20 protein-coding genes are annotated in these 20,870 nt (G+C 61.6%); 14 read left to right on the top strand and 6 right to left on the bottom strand.

Translation table 11 applies throughout. The annotated features are described in order from the left end of the window. Positions 1–22: 22 nt before the first annotated feature. Positions 23–265 carry an H-NS family nucleoid-associated regulatory protein gene (locus B0G62_RS12180; RefSeq protein WP_103704458.1) on the bottom strand — a complete coding sequence of 81 codons (243 nt, stop codon included), beginning with the start codon at positions 263–265 and terminating at the stop codon, positions 23–25. A gap of 148 nt (positions 266–413) precedes the next feature. Here B0G62_RS12180 and B0G62_RS12175 point away from each other — a divergent pair, with 148 nt between their 5' ends. Then, positions 414–1,490: a hypothetical protein gene (locus tag B0G62_RS12175; RefSeq protein WP_407671159.1), complete on the top strand. Its 1,077-nt coding sequence runs from the start codon at positions 414–416 to the stop codon at positions 1,488–1,490. 5 nt (positions 1,491–1,495) lie between these two features. On the opposite strand, the gene B0G62_RS12170 is transcribed toward B0G62_RS12175, so the two are convergent. Next, positions 1,496–2,188 carry a cytochrome b/b6 domain-containing protein gene (locus B0G62_RS12170; protein WP_244193206.1) on the bottom strand — a complete coding sequence of 231 codons (693 nt, stop codon included), beginning with the start codon at positions 2,186–2,188 and terminating at the stop codon, positions 1,496–1,498. A gap of 148 nt (positions 2,189–2,336) precedes the next feature. On the opposite strand from B0G62_RS12170, the gene B0G62_RS12165 reads away from it, so the two are divergent. Next, complete coding sequence (locus B0G62_RS12165) at positions 2,337–2,936, top strand: TMEM175 family protein (RefSeq protein ID WP_103704456.1); 600 nt, start codon at positions 2,337–2,339, stop codon at positions 2,934–2,936. A gap of 64 nt (positions 2,937–3,000) precedes the next feature. On the opposite strand, the gene B0G62_RS12160 is transcribed toward B0G62_RS12165, so the two are convergent. Beyond that, the gene (locus B0G62_RS12160) at positions 3,001–3,567 is read right to left on the bottom strand and encodes a DUF4142 domain-containing protein (RefSeq protein WP_103704455.1); all 567 of its coding nucleotides are present in this window, start codon (positions 3,565–3,567) and stop codon (positions 3,001–3,003) included. A gap of 410 nt (positions 3,568–3,977) precedes the next feature. Between B0G62_RS12160 and B0G62_RS12155 the strand changes: the two genes are divergently transcribed. Beyond that, on the top strand, positions 3,978–5,024 hold the full coding sequence (locus tag B0G62_RS12155) for a diguanylate cyclase (RefSeq protein ID WP_244193205.1): 1,047 nt from the start codon (positions 3,978–3,980) through the stop codon (positions 5,022–5,024). Positions 5,025–5,089: 65 nt separating this feature from the next. Here the strand turns inward: B0G62_RS12155 and icmH are convergent, their stop codons facing one another. The 3 genes from icmH to tssJ all read right to left on the bottom strand — a co-directional run bounded on the left by icmH (position 5,090) and on the right by tssJ (position 8,010). Next, on the bottom strand, positions 5,090–5,875 hold the full coding sequence (icmH, locus tag B0G62_RS12150) for a type IVB secretion system protein IcmH/DotU (RefSeq protein ID WP_103704453.1): 786 nt from the start codon (positions 5,873–5,875) through the stop codon (positions 5,090–5,092). Then, a complete protein-coding gene (gene tssK, locus B0G62_RS12145) occupies positions 5,872–7,218 on the bottom strand; it encodes a type VI secretion system baseplate subunit TssK (protein WP_103704452.1) in 1,347 nt (448 codons plus the stop codon). Before tssK ends, icmH begins: the two co-directional genes overlap by 4 nt. Before the next feature lie 165 nt (positions 7,219–7,383). Next, complete coding sequence (tssJ, locus tag B0G62_RS12140) at positions 7,384–8,010, bottom strand: type VI secretion system lipoprotein TssJ (protein WP_103704451.1); 627 nt, start codon at positions 8,008–8,010, stop codon at positions 7,384–7,386. 60 nt (positions 8,011–8,070) lie between these two features. Between tssJ and B0G62_RS31215 the strand changes: the two genes are divergently transcribed. From B0G62_RS31215 to B0G62_RS31210, 11 genes are all read left to right on the top strand, one after another. Next, positions 8,071–8,274, top strand: a complete 204-nt coding sequence (locus B0G62_RS31215; RefSeq protein ID WP_143886873.1) for a hypothetical protein — start codon at positions 8,071–8,073, stop codon at positions 8,272–8,274. 92 nt (positions 8,275–8,366) lie between these two features. Next, the gene (locus B0G62_RS12135; RefSeq protein WP_103704450.1) at positions 8,367–9,026 is read left to right on the top strand and encodes a tetratricopeptide repeat protein; all 660 of its coding nucleotides are present in this window, start codon (positions 8,367–8,369) and stop codon (positions 9,024–9,026) included. A gap of 81 nt (positions 9,027–9,107) precedes the next feature. Next, complete coding sequence (tssB, locus tag B0G62_RS12130; protein WP_167401237.1) at positions 9,108–9,665, top strand: type VI secretion system contractile sheath small subunit; 558 nt, start codon at positions 9,108–9,110, stop codon at positions 9,663–9,665. 12 nt (positions 9,666–9,677) lie between these two features. Then, a complete protein-coding gene (gene tssC / locus B0G62_RS12125) occupies positions 9,678–11,174 on the top strand; it encodes a type VI secretion system contractile sheath large subunit (protein WP_103704449.1) in 1,497 nt (498 codons plus the stop codon). A gap of 247 nt (positions 11,175–11,421) precedes the next feature. Continuing rightward, positions 11,422–11,925 carry an Hcp family type VI secretion system effector gene (locus tag B0G62_RS12120; protein ID WP_103704448.1) on the top strand — a complete coding sequence of 168 codons (504 nt, stop codon included), beginning with the start codon at positions 11,422–11,424 and terminating at the stop codon, positions 11,923–11,925. A gap of 96 nt (positions 11,926–12,021) precedes the next feature. Further along, a complete protein-coding gene (gene tssE, locus B0G62_RS12115; RefSeq protein WP_103704447.1) occupies positions 12,022–12,501 on the top strand; it encodes a type VI secretion system baseplate subunit TssE in 480 nt (159 codons plus the stop codon). A gap of 81 nt (positions 12,502–12,582) precedes the next feature. Beyond that, positions 12,583–14,421 (top strand): type VI secretion system baseplate subunit TssF, encoded by a 1,839-nt coding sequence (gene tssF, locus B0G62_RS12110; protein WP_103704446.1) that lies wholly within the window; start codon positions 12,583–12,585, stop codon positions 14,419–14,421. Beyond that, positions 14,385–15,470: a type VI secretion system baseplate subunit TssG gene (gene tssG / locus B0G62_RS12105; RefSeq protein ID WP_103704445.1), complete on the top strand. Its 1,086-nt coding sequence runs from the start codon at positions 14,385–14,387 to the stop codon at positions 15,468–15,470. The genes tssF and tssG overlap by 37 nt, the downstream gene beginning before the upstream one ends. A 37-nt stretch (positions 15,471–15,507) precedes the next feature. Continuing rightward, complete coding sequence (gene tssH / locus B0G62_RS12100; RefSeq protein WP_103704444.1) at positions 15,508–18,174, top strand: type VI secretion system ATPase TssH; 2,667 nt, start codon at positions 15,508–15,510, stop codon at positions 18,172–18,174. A 2-nt stretch (positions 18,175–18,176) separates the two neighbouring features. Then, complete coding sequence (gene tssA / locus B0G62_RS12095; RefSeq protein WP_103704443.1) at positions 18,177–19,319, top strand: type VI secretion system protein TssA; 1,143 nt, start codon at positions 18,177–18,179, stop codon at positions 19,317–19,319. A gap of 388 nt (positions 19,320–19,707) precedes the next feature. Further along, positions 19,708–20,616 carry a hypothetical protein gene (locus B0G62_RS31210; RefSeq protein ID WP_146055262.1) on the top strand — a complete coding sequence of 303 codons (909 nt, stop codon included), beginning with the start codon at positions 19,708–19,710 and terminating at the stop codon, positions 20,614–20,616. Positions 20,617–20,870: the final 254 nt, after the last annotated feature.

The following is a 20,870-nucleotide window of genomic DNA, read 5'->3' as shown; positions in this document are numbered from 1 at the left end:
AGGATGCGGTACGGAACCGGGTTCAGTGGCTGAACAGGTCGAAGTTGCCGTTGGTGGCGCTGGCGGCGGCATCCGCCGTCTTGCGCTTGCCCCGCGGGCCTTTTGCCGCTTTGGCCTTGCCGAACAGATCGTCGGGTGTGAAGCCGAATTCGGCGATGGCGGCGCGGGCGGTCGCCAGGGCTTCCTGAGCCGCCTCGGCGCGCGCTGCTTCGATGCGCGCGTCGAGGGCGCGTTTTTCGGCGAGCAATTCGAGGTAGGTAGCCATCTGCGCGTCTTGTAGAGTCGGGTGGAGGAGAGCGCCGATTTTACGCCAAGCGCCGCAAGCTGTGGCAGGCCGGGGCATAGCGCTTGCTTCAGGCGACGGCTGTGCGCACTCTCCGTCTCCCATGCCTCCCATGATTTCATTCCGCTTGCTGTCCCGGCGACGTCTGATTGCCGCCGCCATGTGTCCGCTCTTCATGATGTCCGGCTGTGCGGGGTTCGGCCCACATATGCTGCGCACCGATCAGGTCGATTACGAACGCGCGCTCGGCGACGCCAAGAAGCGCGAAATGCTTGCGACCATCGTGGGCCTGCGCTATGGCGATTCGCCTTCGTTCGTGGCGGTGAGCCAGATCATCGCGTCGTACACCTTCGATGCCAACGCCGCCGCGCTGGCCGAGGGCGGCTCGCGCAACGCGGGCACGAGCTACGGTCAGGCGAGCGTGGGGGCGTCGTATTCGAATCACCCGACCTTCACGTTCACGCCGACCACGGGCGATGCGCTGGCCACCGGCTATATCCGCCCGTTGCCGACCGAACTGGTGCTGCCGCTCGCGGATAGCGGCGTGCCCGTCGATCTGCTGCTGCGGCTGTCGGTGCAGTCGATCGGCGGCTTGCAGAATGCCGCGCCGCTGGGCGGCCCGACTAGCGACGGCAATCCCGGATTCTTCGAATTGCTGCGCGCGCTGCGTCGGCTGCAACTGGCGGGGCAACTAACCGTCAGCTACAAACAGGACGAGAAAGATCACCAGGGCCGCGTGACGATGAGTCTTGGCGCGGACGGCGCGCCGCCCGAATCGGCCGCCGATCTCGCCGAGGTGCGCCGCCTGCTGCATCTGTCGCCCGTCGTGCGCGAATACCAGGTGGTCAATGGCCCGGCATCGGGCGGCAACGGCCATACGGTCAACATGGTGACGCGCTCGCTGATGGGCATTCTGAGCAATCTGGGCGCGCAGATCGCCGTGCCCGAGGACGACGTCTCGCGCGGCGCGACCATGCCGACGGTGCATCTCGTGGGCGGCGAGACGCGGCCTACCATCGTCGTGCACGTTGGCAGGAAAGCGTCTGCCGATGCGTACGCCAGCATCGACTACCACGGCGCGACCTACTGGATCGACAACGACGATTTCGATTCGAAATATGCGCTCACGGTGCTGCAGAACCTGATCGCACTCTCGCAGGCCAACCAGGATCAGAAGGCGCCGATTCTCACGGTGCCCGCGGGTTAGCGCGTCTAGAGGTACACGGCGAGCAGCGCGGTCGCCAGCGCCGAGCAGCCCAGCAGCAGCGCCGCTAGCCAGAGCGAGGCGCGCCGTGGCGCGCGCGATGCGGCGGGCAGCGACTTGGTGCCCGTCACCATCGGGCCGACGAGGTTGTGCCCCTTCACGAGCGCATAAACGGCGAGCGCGCAGAGGTGCAGCACGACGGCTGCGGCCAGCACGTCCCAGCCATACGCGTGGATGGCCGAGATCGCGTTGGCGAGGGCGGCCGGCACGATCTCCGAAAGCGGGCCTTCATCGGCGACATCGTTGTTGACGTAGAGGCCGCTTAGCGTCTCGACGAACAGCAGCCCGAGCAGACACAGCACCATCCAGCCGCCCGCCGCGTTATGGCCGACCTGGACATCGGGCTCGCGGCGCGCCAGATGACGCAGATGCCGCCAAGCCGCCGCCGGCGAGGCGAGGAAGCGCGAAAAGCGCGCGGTCTCGCTGCCCCAGCAGCCCCACAGCAGGCGGAACAGCACGAGCGCGAGCAGCGTCTCGCCCGCGCGCACGTGCAACTGCATCCAGTTCATGCGCTGCGAAAGCCACGCTATCGCGACCAGCACGACGGCGAGCCAGTGAAAGAGCCGCGTGGGCAAATCCCAGACCCTCATGCGACGCCAGGTGTTGGCGCCACGCGAGGGCGAGGACGGTTCGATTGCCATGCCATTCCTCTTGGTGGATTTTGGCGGTCCGGCGGCCTGCGGTCCGGCGCTACGTGGCATCGGCACGCGCTTTCGGCCATACTTTCGGCTGCCTTTCCGATTGTGCGATTGTGCGATTGTGCGAAAACCACAGCGTCTAGCGAAGCCGATGAACAAAAACCGACTCGAAGCATTCAGCGATGGCGTGCTCGCCATCATCATCACCATTATGGTGCTGGAACTCAAGGTGCCGCATGGCGAGGACATCACGGCGCTCGCGCCGCTCTGGCCGACTTACCTGAGCTATGTGCTCAGTTTCGTGTACGTGGGCATTTACTGGAACAACCATCATCACATGATGCATGCCGCGCGCAGCGTGAACGGGACGGTGCTGTGGGCGAATCTGCATCTGCTGTTCTGGCTTTCGCTGCTGCCGTTCACCACGGGCTGGATGGGCGAGAACCACTTCGGGCGCTGGCCCACCATGCTGTACGGCTTCAATCTGCTGCTCTGTGCGATCGCGTACGTCGTGCTACAGGCGACGCTGGTTCGCTATCACGGCATGCAAAGCCCGCTGGCGCGTGCGCTTGGGCGCGACCTCAAGGGCAAGGCGTCGGTGGTCGGATATCTGCTGGGGATCGTGCTGGCGGCGTTGGACTGGCCGCATATCGGCGCGCTGTTCTTCGTCGCTGTCGCGCTGCTGTGGCTCATCCCGGACCGTCGCATGGAGCGCCTCGCGACGGCCGCGCAGGCACATACCGAAGAGTAGAAGCGCCACGGGCGCGGGCCGTTCAGGCGCCGCGCCCCGCCATCGGCGTCTTCGGTCAGCCTGTTCAGCCCGCGAGGTGCTTGCGCTGGGCTAGTTCCTTTGCCTTGGCGATATCGGCCTGGATCACGGGAAGACCAGCGCTGGCGGCTTTCTTGAGGTCCGCGTCGCGGCCCGAGGCGATTTCCGCCTGGAATGCCGAGAGCGTTTTCTGCTGGCCGCCCAACGCGACCTGTTCGATATAGGCCTTGTCGAAATCGGCGCCGCGCAGGTTCTTGATGCCGTCGATCACGGCGGTGTCGGGATCGTTGCGCGGCACATCGACACCACGCGGGCTGGCGGCGCGCATCGAATCCGAAAGCTTCGAATAGTCGGCGACGAGTTGTTCCGCGAAGGCCTTCACTTCGCTGTCGGTCGAACGCGAGTCGGCGATTCGGGCGGCGTCGCGCTGGGTCGCGACGGTTTGCGTGCCGTCCGACACGAAGGTCTTGTCGGCGGCGTGCAGTTCCGGCGCGGATGCGGACGCTGCCGCAGCGGCGGTCTGCGCATGGGCGCTCGTCGAGAGCGAAAGTAGACCAACGGCGCAAGCACTGGCAAGCGTTGAAAGAAGCGTTGAAAGCGAGAGGCGAGTCATAGGAACTCCTGTTCTGCGTGAGATTCCACGCGATGGTTATCGATGCCCGAAGCAACGGCATGACCGTTTGCCGGTTTGCCGCGCAACGGTCTGAAGAATTCTAGAAAGTGAATGCGTGTACAGGTGCAACCGTGGCGTCGCGTCTGTAACGGTTGGTAAGAAGACGGCGCCATGCGCGCGGCTGGCGGGAGTTTCATCGCGCTGTCATATGCGCGCCACATGTTCTGGAAAGGGATTTAAAGAGAGTTTTAAAGAGGGTTATGAAAAGGCCGTTACGCATGGCGCAGGCAATGGCACCATGGCCGCTTTCCCGCCTTCATACCGCGCAGCGGGCGCGGCAAGATGAGCAGGGCTGAATAACTGAATGCGTCAGGACGCATCAGCACAACCCGGCAGGATTCGATCCAGGCATGAAAACCAGTACGCATCCCATGGCCGGCAAAGGCAGGCGTTTCGTCGAACGCATCTGGCGCCTGCGCATGGTAGGACTCGCGCTGGGCTTCTTTTGCGTGGCTTCCGTGTTCGCACAGCAGGGGCGCGGCGCGGTGCTATGGTCGCTGCTGGTCTTTCACGGTTTCATCTGGCCGCACGTGGCGCGCCGCGCCGCACATGCCTGCGTCGTGCCGTATCGCGGCGAGCGCTTCAATTTGATGATCGATGCGGCGATGGGCGGTTTCTGGGTCGTCGCGATGCGCTTCAATCTGCTGCCCAGCGTGCTGATCCTCGTGATGCTCAGCATGGACAACATCGCGGCGGGCGGCCTGAAACTGTTCCTGCGCGGTGTGGCCGCGCATCTGCTGGGGATGGCGGCCGGGTTGCTCGTGCCGGGGTTCGCATTCGAGCCCGACACGCGCATGCCCACCATCGTCGCTTGTCTGCCATTTCTGATCGTCTATCCGCTTGCGCTTGGCTGGAGCACGTACCGCATTTCGAAGAAGCTCGCGGAACAGACTCGCACGCTCGAAGGCCTGAGCCGCACCGACGGTCTCACGGGGCTGCTCAACCGGCGGCAATGGGAAATCCTGCTCGCCGACGAATTCGAGCGCTGCCGCGCGACGTGCTATGCGTCGTCGCTGCTGCTGTTCGATCTCGACCACTTCAAGGTCGTCAACGATACGCGCGGCCATCAGGCCGGCGACGCCGTGCTGCGCGCGTTTGCGATGCTACTGCGCGAGCATTTCCGCGTGAGCGATTGCATCGGGCGTTATGGCGGCGAGGAGTTCGGCGTTGTGCTGGCTGGCGCGACGGTTGCCGAAGCGCGTTCGGTCGCCGAGCGTTTCGTCGCGACGGTGCGGGAGAAAAACAAGGAGGTGGGCGGACAATGCCCGTGTACGGTGAGCGTCGGCGTCGCGCAATGCGACGAGTCTATGATGGATCACGCGGCCTGGCTCAAACTTGCGGATGCGAGCCTGTATCGCGCAAAGATGACGGGACGGGATCGCGTAGTAACAGGGTGAGCGTGCCTGGAGCACGGGAAGCACGCGCTCACCCAATCGCCTGGCTTACCAAACTATCCCCACCATTACGGCAGCGAGATCGTGAGGTTGGCCGACTGCGGGCCGAGCTTCACGATATTCGTATAAGGCGCGAGCGTGCGCACCGTGCTGTCGCGCAGCCAGGTATTGAGTCCTGTCCACGCGAGAATGCCCACGAGTGCGAACACCGCGCCGATGCTCCAGAGCGGCACCTCGCGCTTGAGGCGGTGCGCGACTTGATCCGGCAGTGGCCAATGTGGCGCGAACGGCGCACGTTTGCCCTTGATATGCGAGATTTCGTCGCCCACGCGCGCGGTGAGATAGGCGAGCTTTTCCGGTCCTTCGAGCATGTATTTGCCCTGGAAACCCAGCAGCAGGCACATGTGAAACACTTCGAGCGATTGTAGCCGCGCCGGTCCGCGCGCACGGCAGTCTTCCAGGTACTGGAAGAACTTCTCGCCCGCCAGTTGCTCGCCAAACAGCGCGAGTTGCAAGGGCCGGCGTTCCCAGTCCGAGCGGATCCTGAATCGCGACGACAGCACCGATTCGTCCACCGCCGCGCAGAATGCGAACTTCGCCGCGTAGACATCTTCGGCGGACGCGTTGAGCTTCTTCGCGCCGCGTTCGAAATCGCCGAGGAACTGCTGCACGCGCGCGCTGAATTCGGCGGCTTCGCCGGGCTCGCGGCCGCTCTTCAACAGAAACAGCATGAAGAAACCGTCGTAGAGCAGATCGAGCAGCGAACGCACCTGATAGGCGGGGTCGCTCGCGGGCATTTGCGGCGCGAGGGACGGCGGCGGTGCGTCGCCGAAAAGGGAGGGCGCGTTGCTCATGACGTCACCGCAATCAGTTCGAGTTTGAGATCGTTGATGCCCGAGGGCGTATACACCATCGCCGACTGCGCCTGGATCATGCGCTCATAGAGCGCGCTGCGCGATTCCAGCGCGAAATAGCACGCGCCGGGACGCACCGGAATGGCCGGCGGCACTTGCGGCGTGTAGACGAGGCGCACGCCCGGCATGGCGGAGAGCACCAGTTTGTCGACGTCGTCGGGCGCGCCCACCTTGAAGCGGGCGGGCACGGCTTCGACCAGATCGACGGCTTGCATGTCGGCGGACACGGCCAGATAGAAGGTGGTTTTTTCGTCGATCTTGCCGGAATCGAGCCGGCCGATATGGAACGACGCGCGCACTTCTTCCAGCGCAATGGCGAAGTACTGCGTCGAGATCACCGTCTCCAGCAAGTCGCGCAGGATCGCGTCCAGACGCGCGAAGCCCGGCCCCGGATCGTCGTGACGATAGGCGGGCAGATCGGCGAGCGTGTGGCTCTTCGAGAACGTCAGCAATTGACCCGCGAGACGCAGCAGCTCCTGATAAAGCCGTTCAGGATGCAGCGCCGAATGCTGATACAGATGTGCAAGCGTCGCGAACGCGCCACTGGCCGTATGCAGCAGCCAGAACGACGCGATGTCGCCCGAGCGGAATTCGATGATGTTCTTGGTCGGCTCGCGATGGAAACCGTAGAGCGCGTTCACTTTCGCCTGCAAGGCGTCGATCAGGCGGCGCAGGCGCTGATGCAATAGCGGCGAAGCCTCGATCGCAAGGCTTGGCGGCACGAAGCTTTCGTCGGCCTCGAAACCCGAGGACGCCGTGCGGCGCACGCGCACGACCGGCACCGACAGCAGTTGATCGCGCGGCTCGGTATGCGCGACGAGCTTCACATTGTTCTTGAGGAAGGTGACGTCGGCAAGCGCCGCATCCGTATAGTGATCGGGCACGCTCGCCTGTTCGCTCACATAGCGCGCGACAAACCCCTCATTGCGGTCGCTTGCGTAATTCGAGCCGTTTTCGCGCACCTGATGCAACGCGAGATAGAACGTGAATTCGTTGATGCCTTCGGGCAGCGCGTCGAGCGCGACCGGCGGCGGCAGGTCGTCCGCTTGCGGCGCGGAGTAGAGCGTGCCGTCGGGGAACACCAGCGAGAGTTCGCTCAGGCGCAGGATATTGCTGCCGAGCGAATCGTGATCGATGCGGATCGAACGCACGCCCCAGTTATATGGCTGGATCGCCTGGATCGATTCGAAGAGCCGGGCTTCGTGATAGGCGTCTTGCCGCTGGAAGTGCTGAGGCCTGAGAAACAGACCTTCCCCCCAAAGCACTTTCGAGGAATAGCTCATGATGATTCAGCGTTATGCGTCGATCGGGTCTCGCCATTCTTGCCGGCGGACTGGATGGTTGGTTGAAGAGGTCCGGTTTGCTGCCTGTTTTGCTTTATTGCATGTGTAGGGTGTTGCTTCTGGCCCGTTTTATATTGCGTATAGAGAGCAATCATAGTCCGGCCATTACCCGCACGATACCGACGAAAGCAGATTGAGCGGCTGTGCAGTTTGTGCCGCATCGATCGGGATCACCGTGCCGCTCGTCACCGTCATGGCACAGTTGTGCAGTCCAACCATTATGCCGGACTTTTCCGATTTCGCAGGATCGAAAGCGAATTTCCAGCGCTGCATTGCCGGATCTCTAAAGAGCGCGACGATACCGAAAGCCTGTGCTTCACGCGAGACTTTTTCCGTGGCGTTATAACGCTGCCCCGGAATCAGCGTGATTTCGCGCACGCTCAGCAAGTCCGCGCCAAGCGTGGTTTTTTCCTTGGCCGGGTCGGTGAACGTGTCGAACGGCGCCTGCTGGAATGACGTGGGATCCTTGAGCGCATAGAGGCGCACCACTAACGCGAGCGGCTTGTTGTCCGTGGCTGCATTGAGGTTGCGCGCGGCGTACAGCGTGATGCCCAGATCGCGCGGCGGCTTTTGCGCGTCCGGTACATCGGGCTTGCCGATGCCCACGATTTGCAGGGCGGCCGACGCGGCGCTGCCGAGTGCGGGCACCGCCGCGGCACATCCGCCCAGCAAGGCGGCGCTGGCACAAAGCATGGCCGTGGTCGATGCGATTTGAATAATGCGCGCAGTCATTTTTATCGCGGGCCTCAAGCCCGACTCTCCAGCTTTGTTAAATACGCAGGGTCACGGGAAATGCGAATCGCATTGCGTGAGCATTATCCCCGTGAAGCTCGCTTTAATAAAATACGGAAAACTTTGCTTCCTTCAATGCGGATCCAATCAGGTTTTCCGGAAAAAATTCCTTATTTTCCGCAAAAACGCCTGCCGGATGCTTCTACGCTTCCACTTAGCCGCTTTTTTTCTTTCTTTGCCTTTTCAAACCCAGTTGAATTATAGAAAATTGGCCTGTACTATACCCGCGCGCTGGGGGATAAGTAAAACTCTGGCTTCTCTCCTTGAATTAAAAATCAAACGGCGGTGAAAGAACGATGAAAAAGCGGGTCTTTTCGATGCTCACGGGAGCTGTGATCGCTTGCGGCGTAATGGCAGGTTGTACCACGCCGCCAAACGCGCTTTCCGCATCGCCGGACGCATTCAATAAAGCGCTCGCCGACGCGGATGCGCAGTCGAAGGCGGGTAATCAGGATGACGCTATCCAGGCCTATCAGAAACTCGCGGCCGCCGATCCGACGCGTGAGGAACCGTGGTCGCGCATCGCGCAGATCCAGTTCCAGCAACAACACTATGGTCAGGCGATCGTCGCGGCGCAGGAAGCGCTGCAGCGCGATCAGACCGATCGCGGCGCGAAGAGCGTGCTCGCGGTGGCGGGTCTGCGCGTGGCGACGGAATCGCTTGGCGAACTGCGTCAGGACGCATCGCTGCAAGGCGATGCGAAGTCGGATGCGCAGGCGCTCGCGAAGCAGTTGCGCGACACGCTCGGCGAAGATTCGTTGTTCCCGCCCGAGCAGAAGAAGGTGTCGGGCAAGAAGCCGCGTTATATCAAGCGTGTCGCGAAGGCAAAGGCGCAGGAAGCCGCCGATACGGCAGCGGCCGCAGCGCCGGCCACGCCCGCCACGCCGACGCCCGCAGCAACGGCGCCGGCCAAGGCCGCGGGCAACGGCGCGGATCCGTTCAGCGCACTGCGCTAAATCCGTCAAGCACGTTGAGCGGCGGCGCCGATCCACACCGCTACGTAGTATCAGTCGATAACAAGAAGCCGGGAGCCGACGATGGCAAAGAAAGAAAGCATCCAGAAGCGCTTGCAGAAAGTGCGTCCGCCACGCGTGCAGTTGACCTACGAGGTCGAGCTCGGCGATGCGATCGAAGTGAAGGAACTGCCGTTCGTCGTCGGGGTGATGGGCGATCTGGCCGGTCAATCGGAAATCGAGCAGCCCAAGCTGCGTGAGCGCAAGTTCATCAATATCGATCGCGATAACTTCGACGACGTGATGAAAGGCATCGAGCCACGCGCCGCGTTTCAGGTGGAAAACCGCCTGAGCCCGGAGGGCGGTAAGTTCGCCGTCGATCTGCGTTTCAAGTCGATGGCCGACTTCAGCCCGGACGAAGTCGTGTCCCAGGTCGAGCCGCTGCGCCGCCTGCTGGAAGCGCGCTCGAAGCTCGCCGATCTGCGTAACAAGCTTGCGGGCAACGACAAGCTCGAAGACCTGCTGAGCGAAGTGCTCTCGAATACGCAACACTTGCAGACGCTCGCGGGCGGCACGCGCGCCGGATCGTCCACAAACGAGCCGGCTGCACGTCAGTCTGACGACGAACCCAAGGGCGACTGAGGCGGGCACCACATGAACCAGCAAACTGCAGCCGCGCAAAGTGCGGCGTTCGACGACACGCAGTCCGAATCGTCCTCGCTGCTCGACGATATCGTCGAAAAGAGCAAGGTCGCGAAGTCCGATTCGGAGCACGCGCGCGCCAAGGACCTGATCGGCGAACTCGTGCATCAAGTACTCGACGGCACGGTGATCGTATCGAGCAATCTTTCCGCGACCATCGATGCGCGCGTGGCCGAGCTCGATCGGCTGATTTCGGCGCAATTGAGCGCCGTGATGCATGCACCGGAATTCCAGCGCCTGGAAGGCACGTGGCGCGGACTCGATTATCTGTGCAAGGAAAGCAATACCGGCCAGACCATCAAGATCAAGGCGCTGCATGCGCCCAAGCGCGATGTCGTGCGCGACTTCAAGAACGCGGTCGAATTCGATCAGAGCGCGCTCTTCAAGAAGGTCTATGAAGAAGAATTCGGCACCTTCGGCGGCGCGCCGTTTGGTACGCTGATCGGCGATTACGAAATCACGCGTCAGCCCGAAGACATGTACTTCATCGAACAGATGTCGCATGTCGCCGCCGCTGCGCACGCGCCGTTCATCGCTTCGGCGTCGCCGGAACTGATGGGCCTCGAATCGTTTGCCGATCTCGGCAAACCGCGCGATCTGGGCAAGGTGTTCGACACCGTCGAATATACGAAGTGGAAGTCGTTCCGCGATTCGGAAGATTCGCGTTATGTCGGTCTCACGCTGCCGCGTTTTCTCGGTCGTCTGCCATTCAATCCGAAAGACGGCGCGACGGCGGAAGGCTTCAATTTCGTCGAGGACGTCGACGGCACCGATCACAGCAAGTACCTCTGGTGCAATGCTGCGTGGGCCTTCGCGGCGCGCCTGACGGCGGCGTTCGACGACTTCGGCTGGTGCGCGGCGATTCGCGGCGTGGAAGGCGGCGGTCTCGTGGAAGACCTGCCGACGCACACCTTCAAGACCGACGATGGCGAAATCGCGCTCAAGTGCCCGACCGAAATCGCCATCACGGATCGCCGCGAAAAAGAGCTGAGCGACCTCGGCTTCATTCCGCTCGTGCATTGCAAGAACTCCGACTACGCTGCGTTCTTCGCCGCGCAATCGGTGCAAAAGGCCAAGAAATACAGCACCGACAGTGCCAATGCGAATGCCGTGCTTTCCGCGCAACTGCAGTACATCTTCTCGGTTTCGCGCGTGGCGCATTACCTGAAGGCGATGATGCGCGACAAGATCGGCAGCTTCGCTTCGGCACAGAACGTCGAGGTGTTCCTGAATCGCTGGATCTCGCAGTACGTGCTGCTGGACGACAACGCGAGCCAGGAACAAAAGGCGCAGTTTCCGCTGCGCGAAGCCTCGATCCAGGTCGCGGAGATTCCGGGCCGTCCAGGTTCTTACCGGTCGGTTGCGTTCCTGCGTCCGCACTTCCAGCTCGACGAACTGTCGATCTCGCTGCGTCTCGTGGCGGATCTGCCGAAGCCGGCCGGCTCGTAAAGCGGCTGTCTTCCGTGTAACCGTAATCGTTGCAGCGGGGCGTTGCGTAACACAGTAATGCCCTGGAGCTGCACAGACAGGCCGCGTGGGTCAACCGTCGTGATTCATGTCGTGACTCGCGCCGCCTGACGCATCCAGTGCGGGCTCCGACGGTATCCGGGCCCGGCGCTTGAGTTGCGGTCCATCTGGCGGGCAGTCATCGCGCTGTCACCGCCGTACACACCACCTCTATGGGGAGCGATACGTTATGAAGGACATCTACCTAAAATTCGGTAATCCTGCGATCAAGGGCGAGTCGCAGGATAAGGACCACGCGAACTGGATCGAAATCGATTCGTGGAATCACTCGATTCTCCAGCCGCGTTCGGCAACGGCTTCGACGGCAGGCGGTCATACGGCCGAGCGTTGCGAGCACGCCGACATGCGTTTCACCAAGGACATCGACGTCGTCAGCCCGCTGCTGTATCAGCACGCGTCGGGCGGCACGACGTTCGACGAAGTCACCATCGACTTCATGCGTTCGGACGGTGAAGGAAATCGCATCAAGTACCTCGAAGTCAAGCTCAAGTACGTGATCATTTCGAGCATCACGCCGTCCGTGGTGGGCGAAGGCCTGCCGAGCGAAGCGTTCTCGCTCAAGTACGCTGCCGTGCAGTGGAAGTACACGCAGCAGAAGATCGGCGGCAACCAGGGCGGTAACGCTCAGGGCGCATGGAGCCTGACGAAGAACGACAAGACCTACGCGGTCTAAAGTCGTGATGGCCCGAACGGTTGGCGTGAATCAACCCGCGCGCACCGTTCGGGCTTTTGCCCTGAATGACGTCGCGCAGCAGCGTCATATCGATCGATGAAGCGATTCGAGCCTAGTTTTTTCGACAAGTTGTTCGACGACGAACCGCACTCGCCGGCACCCGCCGCGATGCGGCAATTGTCGCTGGACGAATTGAAAGCCACGGTTGCGCGCGACCTGGAGTCGATTTTGAATACGCGCATCGCGTTTTCGGAAGAGATGCTCGCGCAATTGCCGGAATGCCGCAAATCACTGCTCACCTATGGGTTGAGCGATTTCGCGGGGCTGAGCCTCGCGAGCCATTACGACCGGGCGTTTATCTGCAAGTCGATCCAGCAGGCCATCGAGCGGCACGAGCCGCGCCTGCAACGGGTCAACGTCTCGCTCGAATTGAATGCGCGCTCGACCAGCGTATTGAATTTCGCCATTCAGGCATTATTGGTCGTCCATCCAGCCGAAGAGCCGGTAAACTTCGACGCATTGTTGCAGCCATCGACGCTGCAGTATTCGGTCTCGCGCGCACGCGCGAAGACATAAGCAAGGCCGCACCCGGCGCCGCGTGACGACGCGGCTGGACGAGGTGCGGCGCAAAGCAGTTTCTGGGGGCGGGGAATCGCGATGGAAGAGTTGTTGCCGTATTACGAGCGCGAATTGTCGTTCCTGCGACGCTATTCGCGCGAATTCGCCGAGCGCTACCCAAAGATTGCGGCCCGGCTCGCGATGTCGGGCGAGCATTGCGAAGATCCGCACGTCGAGCGCATGATCGAATCGTTCGCGCTATTAGGCGCGCGCATCAATAAGCGGCTCGACGACGATTACCCCGAATTCACCGAGGCGCTGCTCGAAGTTCTCTACCCGCACTATCTGCGGCCTTTTCCGTCGTGTTCCGTCGCGCAGCTTGGCACGGCGGCGGCGTTCGGCCATCTGACCGCGCCTGCGGTGATCGCACGCGGCACGGAATTGAAATCGCGGCCTTTGCGTGGCGTGCAATGCCGCTTTCGCACGGCCTACGACGTCACGCTCGCGCCGATCCGCGTGGCCGAAGCGCGCTATATGCCGGTGGCCATGGCGCCGAGCTCGATCGTCCTGCCGGGCGACGCCACGGGCGTGATTTCGATCACATTCGAATCGACTTCGCCGCAACTCGATATTGCCGCGCTCAAAGTGCCGCAATTGCGCGCTTATCTGAGTGGCGAGCAGTCGTTTATTGCGGCGCTCGGCGATTGCCTGTTCGTCAATGCCATCGGCGCGTGGGTGGAGCCGGAGCGCAATGGGCGCTGGACGGCGTTGCGCGAACTGCCGTTCGCCCAGGCGGGCTTTGGTGAAAATGAAGCGCTAATTGATTTCCCCGCGAAATCGCATCCCGCCTATCGGCTGCTGACTGAATATTTCGCGTTTCCGGCCAAATTCGATTTCGTCGATTTCGATCTTGCGGCCATGAGCGCGGCCACGGGCCGCTGCCATCGCCTCACGCTGCATATCGTGCTCAAGGAAGTGCGCGGCGATTCGCACGAGGCGCGTCTGCTCGATACGCTCGCGACACATCATCTGCGGCTGTTCTGCACGCCGGTCGTCAATCTTTTCAGGCAGCACGGCGAGCCGATTCGTCTCACTCATCAGGCAATCGCTTATCCCGTGATTGCCGAAGCGCGTCGCGCATCCGCCTACGAGGTCTATTCGATCGACTCGGTGAATCTCGTGCAGCAGCGCGCCAATGAGGAAACGGTCGTGGAATTCCGGCCGTTCTATTCGCTGCGTCACGGCGAAGCCGCGCGCGCGGGTCATTACTGGTTCGCGCGGCGCGACGAATGGGTCGCGCAAAAGAGCCCCGGTTACGAAACCGAAATTTCGATCGTCGACATCGATTTCGATCCGTCCGCCGCGCAGACCGACACGCTAAGCCTTGAACTCACCTGCACGAACCGCGACCTGCCCGCGGGTCTCGCGGTAGGTCTGGAAGGCGGTGACCTGTTCATGGAAGGCGGTTCGCTCACGAGCCAGATTGCGCTGCTCGCGCGTCCGACGCCTTGCGTGCGTTTCGAGCGCCGCCAGGCCGCGCACTGGCGCCTGATTTCGCATCTGTCGCTGAGCCACGTTTCGCTCACGGGCGGCGGTGCGGGCACGCTCAAGGAAATGCTCGCGCTCTACGACATGCGCCGCTCGGCCGTGTCGTCGCGTCATATCGACGGCATTGTCGACGTGGAGCAGCGCGCCGCCGTGCAATGGCTGCCCGGCAAGCCGTTTGCCACCTTCGTGCGCGGGGTGGAGATTCGCGTGACCGTCGACGAAGATCATTTCGTCGGCACGAGTCTCGGCACCTTCGTGCGCGTGCTCGATGTGTTTTTCGGACTCTACGTTCATATCAACAGCTTTGTTCAACTGGTGGTGATTTCGCAACTCACCGGCGAGGAGATCCTGCGATGCAAGCCCCGCAGCGGCGAATCGATCCTGGTGTAATCGAGCGTCTGCTCGACGAGCCGCACCGCTTCGAATTTTTTCAGGCGGTGCGCCTGCTCGAACGCTGGTTTGTCGACAAGGCCCAGGATCGTCAGCGCGATGTGCTCGCGCAGCGCGTGTCGTTTCGCAATACGCTGTCGCTGGGCTTTCCGCCGAGCGAAATCGAGCAGGCCACGTCCTACGATGACGCGGGCCAAACGCTCGCGGACAAAGACGTGCGCGATGCCGCGATCGACGCCGGGCGTCTCGCCCAGGTTGAGATCACGCCCGCGTTTTTCGGGCTGCTGGGTGGGCAGGGCGCGCTGCCGCTGCACTATACGGAGCAGTTGATCGCGCGCGAGCAGTTCAAGCGCGATCGCGCCGCGCGCGAATTCTTCGATGTGTTTTCGAACCGTGCAACGGCGCTCTTCTACAACGCGTGGAAGAAGTACCGTCTGCCGTTTCATTACGAGCTGGATCGCGACGAGCGCTATCTGCCTTTGCTGCTCGCGCTTGCGGGCGTCGCCAATGACGAGTCGCGCGAGGGTCTGCACGACGGCCGTGGTGCGCTGTTCGACGAGGCCATCGCGGGCCACGCGATGGCCGCGCGCCATCGGCCCGTTTCGGCGGCTTATCTGCAGAACACCTTGTCCGAGTACTTCAACGTGCCGGTACGCATCGAGCAGTTCGTCGGCAAATGGTATGACGTGCCGCCCGACCAGCTTTCGATGCTGGGCCGACGCAACGTCGCGTTGGGCGCGACGGCCCTCGCGGGGCAGCGTGTCTGGCAACGCGACATGCGCGCGCGTCTCGTGATCGGTCCGCTATCAATCAAGGATTACGAAGCATTCCTGCCGGGCGGCGAGCGCGCTGTCGCGCTCGAACGCATGCTGACGCTGCTCGGGCGCGTGACGCTCGAATACGAGGTGCGGCTCGTGCTGCGCCGCACGGAAGTCGGGCCGAGCCAGCTCGGCGGCGGCGCGCGGCTCGGCTGGGACGCCTTCCTCTGCACGCACGCCGCCGATCGCGACCGCGCTGACGCGCATTACGAATTGCATGTCACCCATTGACGATTGAACCGAATCTCGCCCGGAACGCCATCACGACATGAGCACGCCTCTGAAGACCCTGATCACCAAGCTCAACACGACCTGCCGCCTCGCGGCGGAACGCGCGGCCAGCTCGTGCCTGTCGCGAGGGCATTACGAGGTCGATCTCGAGCATCTGTTTCTCGCGCTGATCGAAGAGCCGGCATGCGATCTCGTGTGCGCGCTGCGCGCGTCGCGTATCGATCCTTATGCCGTGCGTGCCGATCTCGAACGCGAATTGCAGAACCTGAAAACGGGCAATACGCGCACGCCGGTATTTTCGCCTCACTTGATCGCGCTGTTCGAACAGGCTTGGCTGATTGCTTCGCTCGATACGCAGATCGGCCGCATTCGTTCGGGGCATTTGCTGCTTGCGCTGCTGAGCGCGCCCGATCTCGCCCAGTTCGCGCAGCGCATGTCGGCGCGTCTGGCCGAAGTGCAGGTGGCCGAACTCAAACACCGCTTCGACGAATTGACCGAAGGGTCCGTCGAGGCCTTGCCTCGTGACGCCGAACGCAGCGCCGCACAGGAGGAACAAGCGCAGGAACAGACCGCCGCTGGTCCTTCGAAGACGCCGGCGCTCGACACCTATACGACCGATCTCACGCAGCGCGCGCGCGAAGGCCGCGTGGACCCCGTGATCGGCCGCGAAGGCGAGATTCGCCAGACCATCGACATCCTGATGCGGCGGCGCCAGAACAATCCGATCCTCACGGGCGAGCCGGGCGTCGGCAAGACGGCCGTGGTGGAAGGCCTCGCGCTGCGTATCGCCGAAGGCGACGTGCCCGGGCCGCTGCGCAACGTGGCGCTGCGCGTGCTCGACATGGGGCTGCTGCAAGCGGGCGCGAGCGTGAAGGGCGAATTCGAAAACCGCCTGAAAAGCGTGATCGATGAAGTCAAGAAGAGTCCGCAGCCTGTCGTGCTGTTCATCGACGAAGCGCACACGATGATTGGCGCGGGCGGGCAGGCTGGTCAGAACGATGCGGCCAATCTGCTCAAGCCGGCGCTCGCGCGCGGCGAGTTGCGCACGATCGCGGCCACGACATGGAGCGAGTACAAAAAGTACTTCGAGAAAGATGCGGCGCTCGCGCGGCGCTTCCAGGTGGTGAAGATCGAAGAGCCTGGCGAAGCGCTCGCGGCGGCGATGTTGCGCGGCATGACCGCGCTGATGGAGCGCCACTTCAACGTGCGCATTCTCGACGAGGCGATTACCGAGGCCGTGCGTCTTTCGCACCGCTACATCAGCGCGCGTCAATTGCCGGACAAGGCGGTGAGCGTGCTCGATACCGCCTGCGCGAAGGTCGCGCTCGCGCATAGTTCGACGCCGGGCGCGATCGACGACGGCAAGCGCCATATCGAACGCATCGACGCTGAAATTACATCCCTCGAACGCGAAGCGGCCAACGGCGTCGCGCACGACGAGCGTCTTGCCGATCTGCGCGCGCAACGCGCCGAGGCCGCGGCCGAAGTTGCCGAAGACGAAGCACGCTACGCGCAGGAGCGCGAACTCGTGGCGCAGATCGCGGCGCTGCGCGATCGTATCGATGCGGCGCGCGAAGAGGGCGCGTCGGCCGATCTTGCACGCGATGCGGATAGCGCGCGCGAGGCGCTGCCCGCGCTGGTCGCGCAACTGCACGCGTTGCAGGGCGACGGCCCGATGGTGCCGCTACAGGTGGATGGCCATGTGGTCGCCGAAGTGGTGGCGTCGTGGACCGGCATCCCGCTGGGCCGCATGGTGAAGGACGAGATCAAGACGGTGCTCAACCTGAGTCCGCTGCTTTCTGAGCGTGTGATCGGTCAGGACCATGCGCTCGACGCCATTGCGCAGCGCGTGCGCACGGCCAACGCCAGCCTCGAAGATCCGGACAAACCGCGCGGCGTGTTCATGTTCGTGGGGCCGTCGGGCGTCGGCAAGACCGAAACCGCACTGGCGCTTGCCGACATTCTCTACGGCGGCGAACGCAAGCTCGTAACTATCAACATGAGCGAGTATCAGGAAGCGCATAGCGTGTCGGGCCTTAAAGGCTCGCCGCCGGGTTACGTGGGCTATGGCGAGGGCGGTGTGCTGACCGAGGCCGTGCGCCGCAATCCCTATTCGGTCGTGCTGCTCGACGAAGTCGAAAAGGCCCATCCTGACGTGTTGGAAATGTTCTTCCAGATCTTCGACAAGGGCACGATGGACGATGCCGAAGGCCGCGCGATCGACTTTCGCAACACGCTCATCATCCTGACTTCGAACGTAGGTTCGTCGGCGGTGATGCAGGCTTGCCTGAATAAACCGGCAGAAGAATTGCCCGATGCGCACGCGCTCGCCGAATTGTTGCGTCCGCAACTGTACAAGACTTTCAAACCCGCCTTCCTCGGGCGCATGAAGGTCGTGCCGTATTACCCGATTTCGGACGACGTGCTCGCCGGGATCATCGAACTCAAACTCGAACGCATCCGTCGGCGTATCGAAGCGAACCACGGCGCGGTGTTCGAGTGGGATGATTCCCTTGTCGACGCCGTGCTGGCTCGCTGCACCGAAGTGGATTCGGGCGCACGCAATGTCGATCACATCCTGAACGGCACGCTGCTGCCCGAGCTTGCACAACAGGTGCTCGAACGCATGGCGGAAGGCACCGCGCTGGAGTGCGTGAGCGTACACGCGAACGAGGCAGGCGAGTTCGAATACACCGTGAATTGACCATGTCGACCGACACCACTGCGCTGCTCGCGCCTCTCAATGAAAGCTCGCCGTGCGGCGAGGACATGCTGTTTTCCGCCGATTTCGATGCGATCGCTTACGCGCGCCGCTTCGACGATCCATCGCTCGATCAGGGCGAGTGGGTCACGGAAATCAAGGAAGCCGATTGGACCTTCGTGGCGGAGCGCTGTTCGGCGCTGCTCGCCACGCGGACCAAGGATCTGCGCGTGGCCGTGTGGCTTACCGAAGCGCTCGCGATTCAGGAGGGCGTGCCCGGCTTCACGCAGGGTTATGCCGTGCTGACGGGCCTGATCGAACGCTTCTGGGATCAGGTGCATCCGCTGCCCGAAGGCGACGACGTCGAATCGCGGCTGGGCAATGTGGCATGGCTCGCGGGACGCTCGGCGGAATTGCTGCGCGCCGTGCCGCTCACGCAATCGGACGTGGCTTTCAGCACACTTGATTGGGACGTGGCGCAACACGTTGCTCAGGCCGTCAAGCGCGATCCGGAAAATGCCGGCGATATCGCGCGCGGCAAGCCTTCGGTCGAACAAATCGATGCATCGCGCCGCGCGACGTCGCGTGCGTTCTATGAAACGTTGCTTGGCCAGTTCAAGGCGTTCGAGGCGGCGCTCGCCGCGCTCGATGAGGAACTGGAGCGCAAGGCGGGCGATTCCGCGCCGAGTTTCCGGCAGACGCGCGACGCGTTCGGAACGGTGTATCGGCTTGCGGAGCGTTTTGCGCGCGACGCGGGCGTTGATCCGGATGCGTTGCTCAAGCAGCCCGAAGCCACGCAGCCGACGCAAGACGGGCAGAGCGGGCGCAGCGATGCAGCGGCTATGCCCGAGCGTACCGAGCCGAGCTTCACGACGCCTTTGCCTCACGAGGAATTTGTGCAAACTCCGACCCGCGTTTCCAGCCGCGCGCATGGCGGCATCCAGAGTCGCGCTGACGCGGTCGCGCAACTGCGCGCCGTGGCCGATTATTTTCGTGCCACCGAACCGCATAGCCCCGTCGCCTATCTCGCTGACAAGGCCGCCGAATGGGCCGACATGCCGCTGCATGAATGGCTCGCAACGGTCGTGAAAGACGATGGCACGCTGTCACATATCCGCGAGATGCTGGGCGTGAAGTCGGAAGATTGAGAATATAGCAAATAGGCGCACTTTTCAGTTGATCGACTGCTATTCGGATGCCACGCGAGTGGATGTCCCCTTGCCAACCGCTCCCCCCAGAGATTCAAAAATGGCGAAATGTATTTACTGCGAGACAGATCGAAAGATCACTAATGAACACATCTTTCCTGAGTTTCTCGAAAAGCGCAGCACTCGGAGTGGGCTTTATTTTACGTCTGCCGCCAATAAATACATCGAAGGCGCGCCCAAGGTGCGGGATGTATGCGCTGTGTGTAACAACGGAATTCTAAGTCGGTTGGATGCATACGCATCGAAGTTATTTGATACACACTTTGCGAATCCCATTGTCTCATCAGTGACCTTCGAGTGTCGACGGGACGACTTCTGTAGATGGGTATTGAAAGTACTGTTCAACGCGCAGCGCGGTTTTGGAGGTATATGGAAGCCTTTTCTGCCATATCGACAGTACATACTCGGAAAGGGACCGTGTCCTCGACCAGTGCTCTTGTTTGGTGCGGTGATGGGACCATCACGGTTGAACGACAGGTTAATATTCCCGAACGACTACCGAGTTTCAGATTTGAGGTTGCCAGAACTCGAACTCGGAGTCGAGTTTGAGCTTGCTCACGGTCTAACGATAAATTCATATTTATTTTTTATTGTGAGTGTGCTTGGTGAGGTCTCTGAGGAGCAGAGACTTCGGGTGATTCAATATCTTAGTAACTCTCTCGGAGCATCGCTTATAGGCGAAAACGGCACCATCACGTTTGATCCAAATTCAGCTAAGCTGGATCATGTTTCCAATAAGATGCGTCAAGCTATGCAGAAGCCCGCTCAGTATGGTAAAAATGGCTATGTCGAGGTTGGCAATAAAACGTATTTGATGACGGCATTTCCTGTCACGTGCCTCCCGACGCCTCGCTATCGTGACAATAAAATGGCTCTCGCCACGATACGTGATGGAGATCAAGACTATGCGATAGCACAGTTCAATGATTTTCCTCCACTTCTTAAGGAGTTTGACAAAGAGCTTGGTGTCCCGATTCGGCCATCATCGCTGGCGTATGCAAGGATCGAGAGAAGAATATTTAAAACATATGTGTCAATTCTTGATCCGTTAGAAATCGATGCACCTCATTGTCAGACCGTGACTGGAATTGCTCAAAGCGATGAGAATTGGCTCATGTGGAAAAGCGCTATTGAAAATAAAGGGCTGTTGTATCTGTGCGAAGGATTGATCGGTCGGCAGGCTGAACCATTGAGAGTTCGATGTGCAGTAAAAGTATTCGCCATCAACGGGAGGTGAATGTCGACTTTGATATAAGGTATCGCATTGCGACAGGATCTGTCACTATTAAAACGTATAGAGCCCGTTCCCAGGAGATTTAGTAAGAAAAAGCCCTGCAGATGCGGGGCTTTTTTACGTCACTATGACCCGTCCTGAACTAGGTTGACACTTTTCCGGCGAATCGAGGAGGTGTCAGGTGGAGCAAGGGATCAAGCGGACGCAACGGGACTACAGCCTGGCTTTTAAGCTGTCGGTCGTCGAGCAGGTCGAAA

Source organism: Paraburkholderia eburnea, assembly GCF_002917095.1.
GTDB lineage: Bacteria > Pseudomonadota > Gammaproteobacteria > Burkholderiales > Burkholderiaceae > Paraburkholderia > Paraburkholderia eburnea.
The sequence above is the reverse complement of the archived record's forward strand: the minus strand, read 5'-3'. Positions and strand labels throughout refer to the sequence as shown.

Coding starts and splice junctions, on each gene's coding strand:
- B0G62_RS12170 (WP_244193206.1), bottom strand. CDS start 2,188: ATGGCAATCGAACCGTCCTCGCCCTCGCGTGGCGCCAACACCTGGCGT.
- B0G62_RS12160 (WP_103704455.1), bottom strand. CDS start 3,567: ATGACTCGCCTCTCGCTTTCAACGCTTCTTTCAACGCTTGCCAGTGCT.
- icmH (WP_103704453.1), bottom strand. CDS start 5,875: ATGAGCAACGCGCCCTCCCTTTTCGGCGACGCACCGCCGCCGTCCCTC.
- tssE (WP_103704447.1), top strand. CDS start 12,022: ATGAAGCGATTCGAGCCTAGTTTTTTCGACAAGTTGTTCGACGACGAA.
- tssH (WP_103704444.1), top strand. CDS start 15,508: ATGAGCACGCCTCTGAAGACCCTGATCACCAAGCTCAACACGACCTGC.
- tssC (WP_103704449.1), top strand. CDS start 9,678: ATGAACCAGCAAACTGCAGCCGCGCAAAGTGCGGCGTTCGACGACACG.
- tssA (WP_103704443.1), top strand. CDS start 18,177: ATGTCGACCGACACCACTGCGCTGCTCGCGCCTCTCAATGAAAGCTCG.
- tssG (WP_103704445.1), top strand. CDS start 14,385: ATGCAAGCCCCGCAGCGGCGAATCGATCCTGGTGTAATCGAGCGTCTG.
- B0G62_RS12135 (WP_103704450.1), top strand. CDS start 8,367: ATGAAAAAGCGGGTCTTTTCGATGCTCACGGGAGCTGTGATCGCTTGC.
- B0G62_RS12165 (WP_103704456.1), top strand. CDS start 2,337: ATGAACAAAAACCGACTCGAAGCATTCAGCGATGGCGTGCTCGCCATC.
- tssK (WP_103704452.1), bottom strand. CDS start 7,218: ATGAGCTATTCCTCGAAAGTGCTTTGGGGGGAAGGTCTGTTTCTCAGG.
- B0G62_RS31215 (WP_143886873.1), top strand. CDS start 8,071: ATGCGAATCGCATTGCGTGAGCATTATCCCCGTGAAGCTCGCTTTAAT.
- B0G62_RS12155 (WP_244193205.1), top strand. CDS start 3,978: ATGAAAACCAGTACGCATCCCATGGCCGGCAAAGGCAGGCGTTTCGTC.
- tssJ (WP_103704451.1), bottom strand. CDS start 8,010: ATGACTGCGCGCATTATTCAAATCGCATCGACCACGGCCATGCTTTGT.
- B0G62_RS12120 (WP_103704448.1), top strand. CDS start 11,422: ATGAAGGACATCTACCTAAAATTCGGTAATCCTGCGATCAAGGGCGAG.
- B0G62_RS12180 (WP_103704458.1), bottom strand. CDS start 265: ATGGCTACCTACCTCGAATTGCTCGCCGAAAAACGCGCCCTCGACGCG.
- tssB (WP_167401237.1), top strand. CDS start 9,108: ATGGCAAAGAAAGAAAGCATCCAGAAGCGCTTGCAGAAAGTGCGTCCG.
- tssF (WP_103704446.1), top strand. CDS start 12,583: ATGGAAGAGTTGTTGCCGTATTACGAGCGCGAATTGTCGTTCCTGCGA.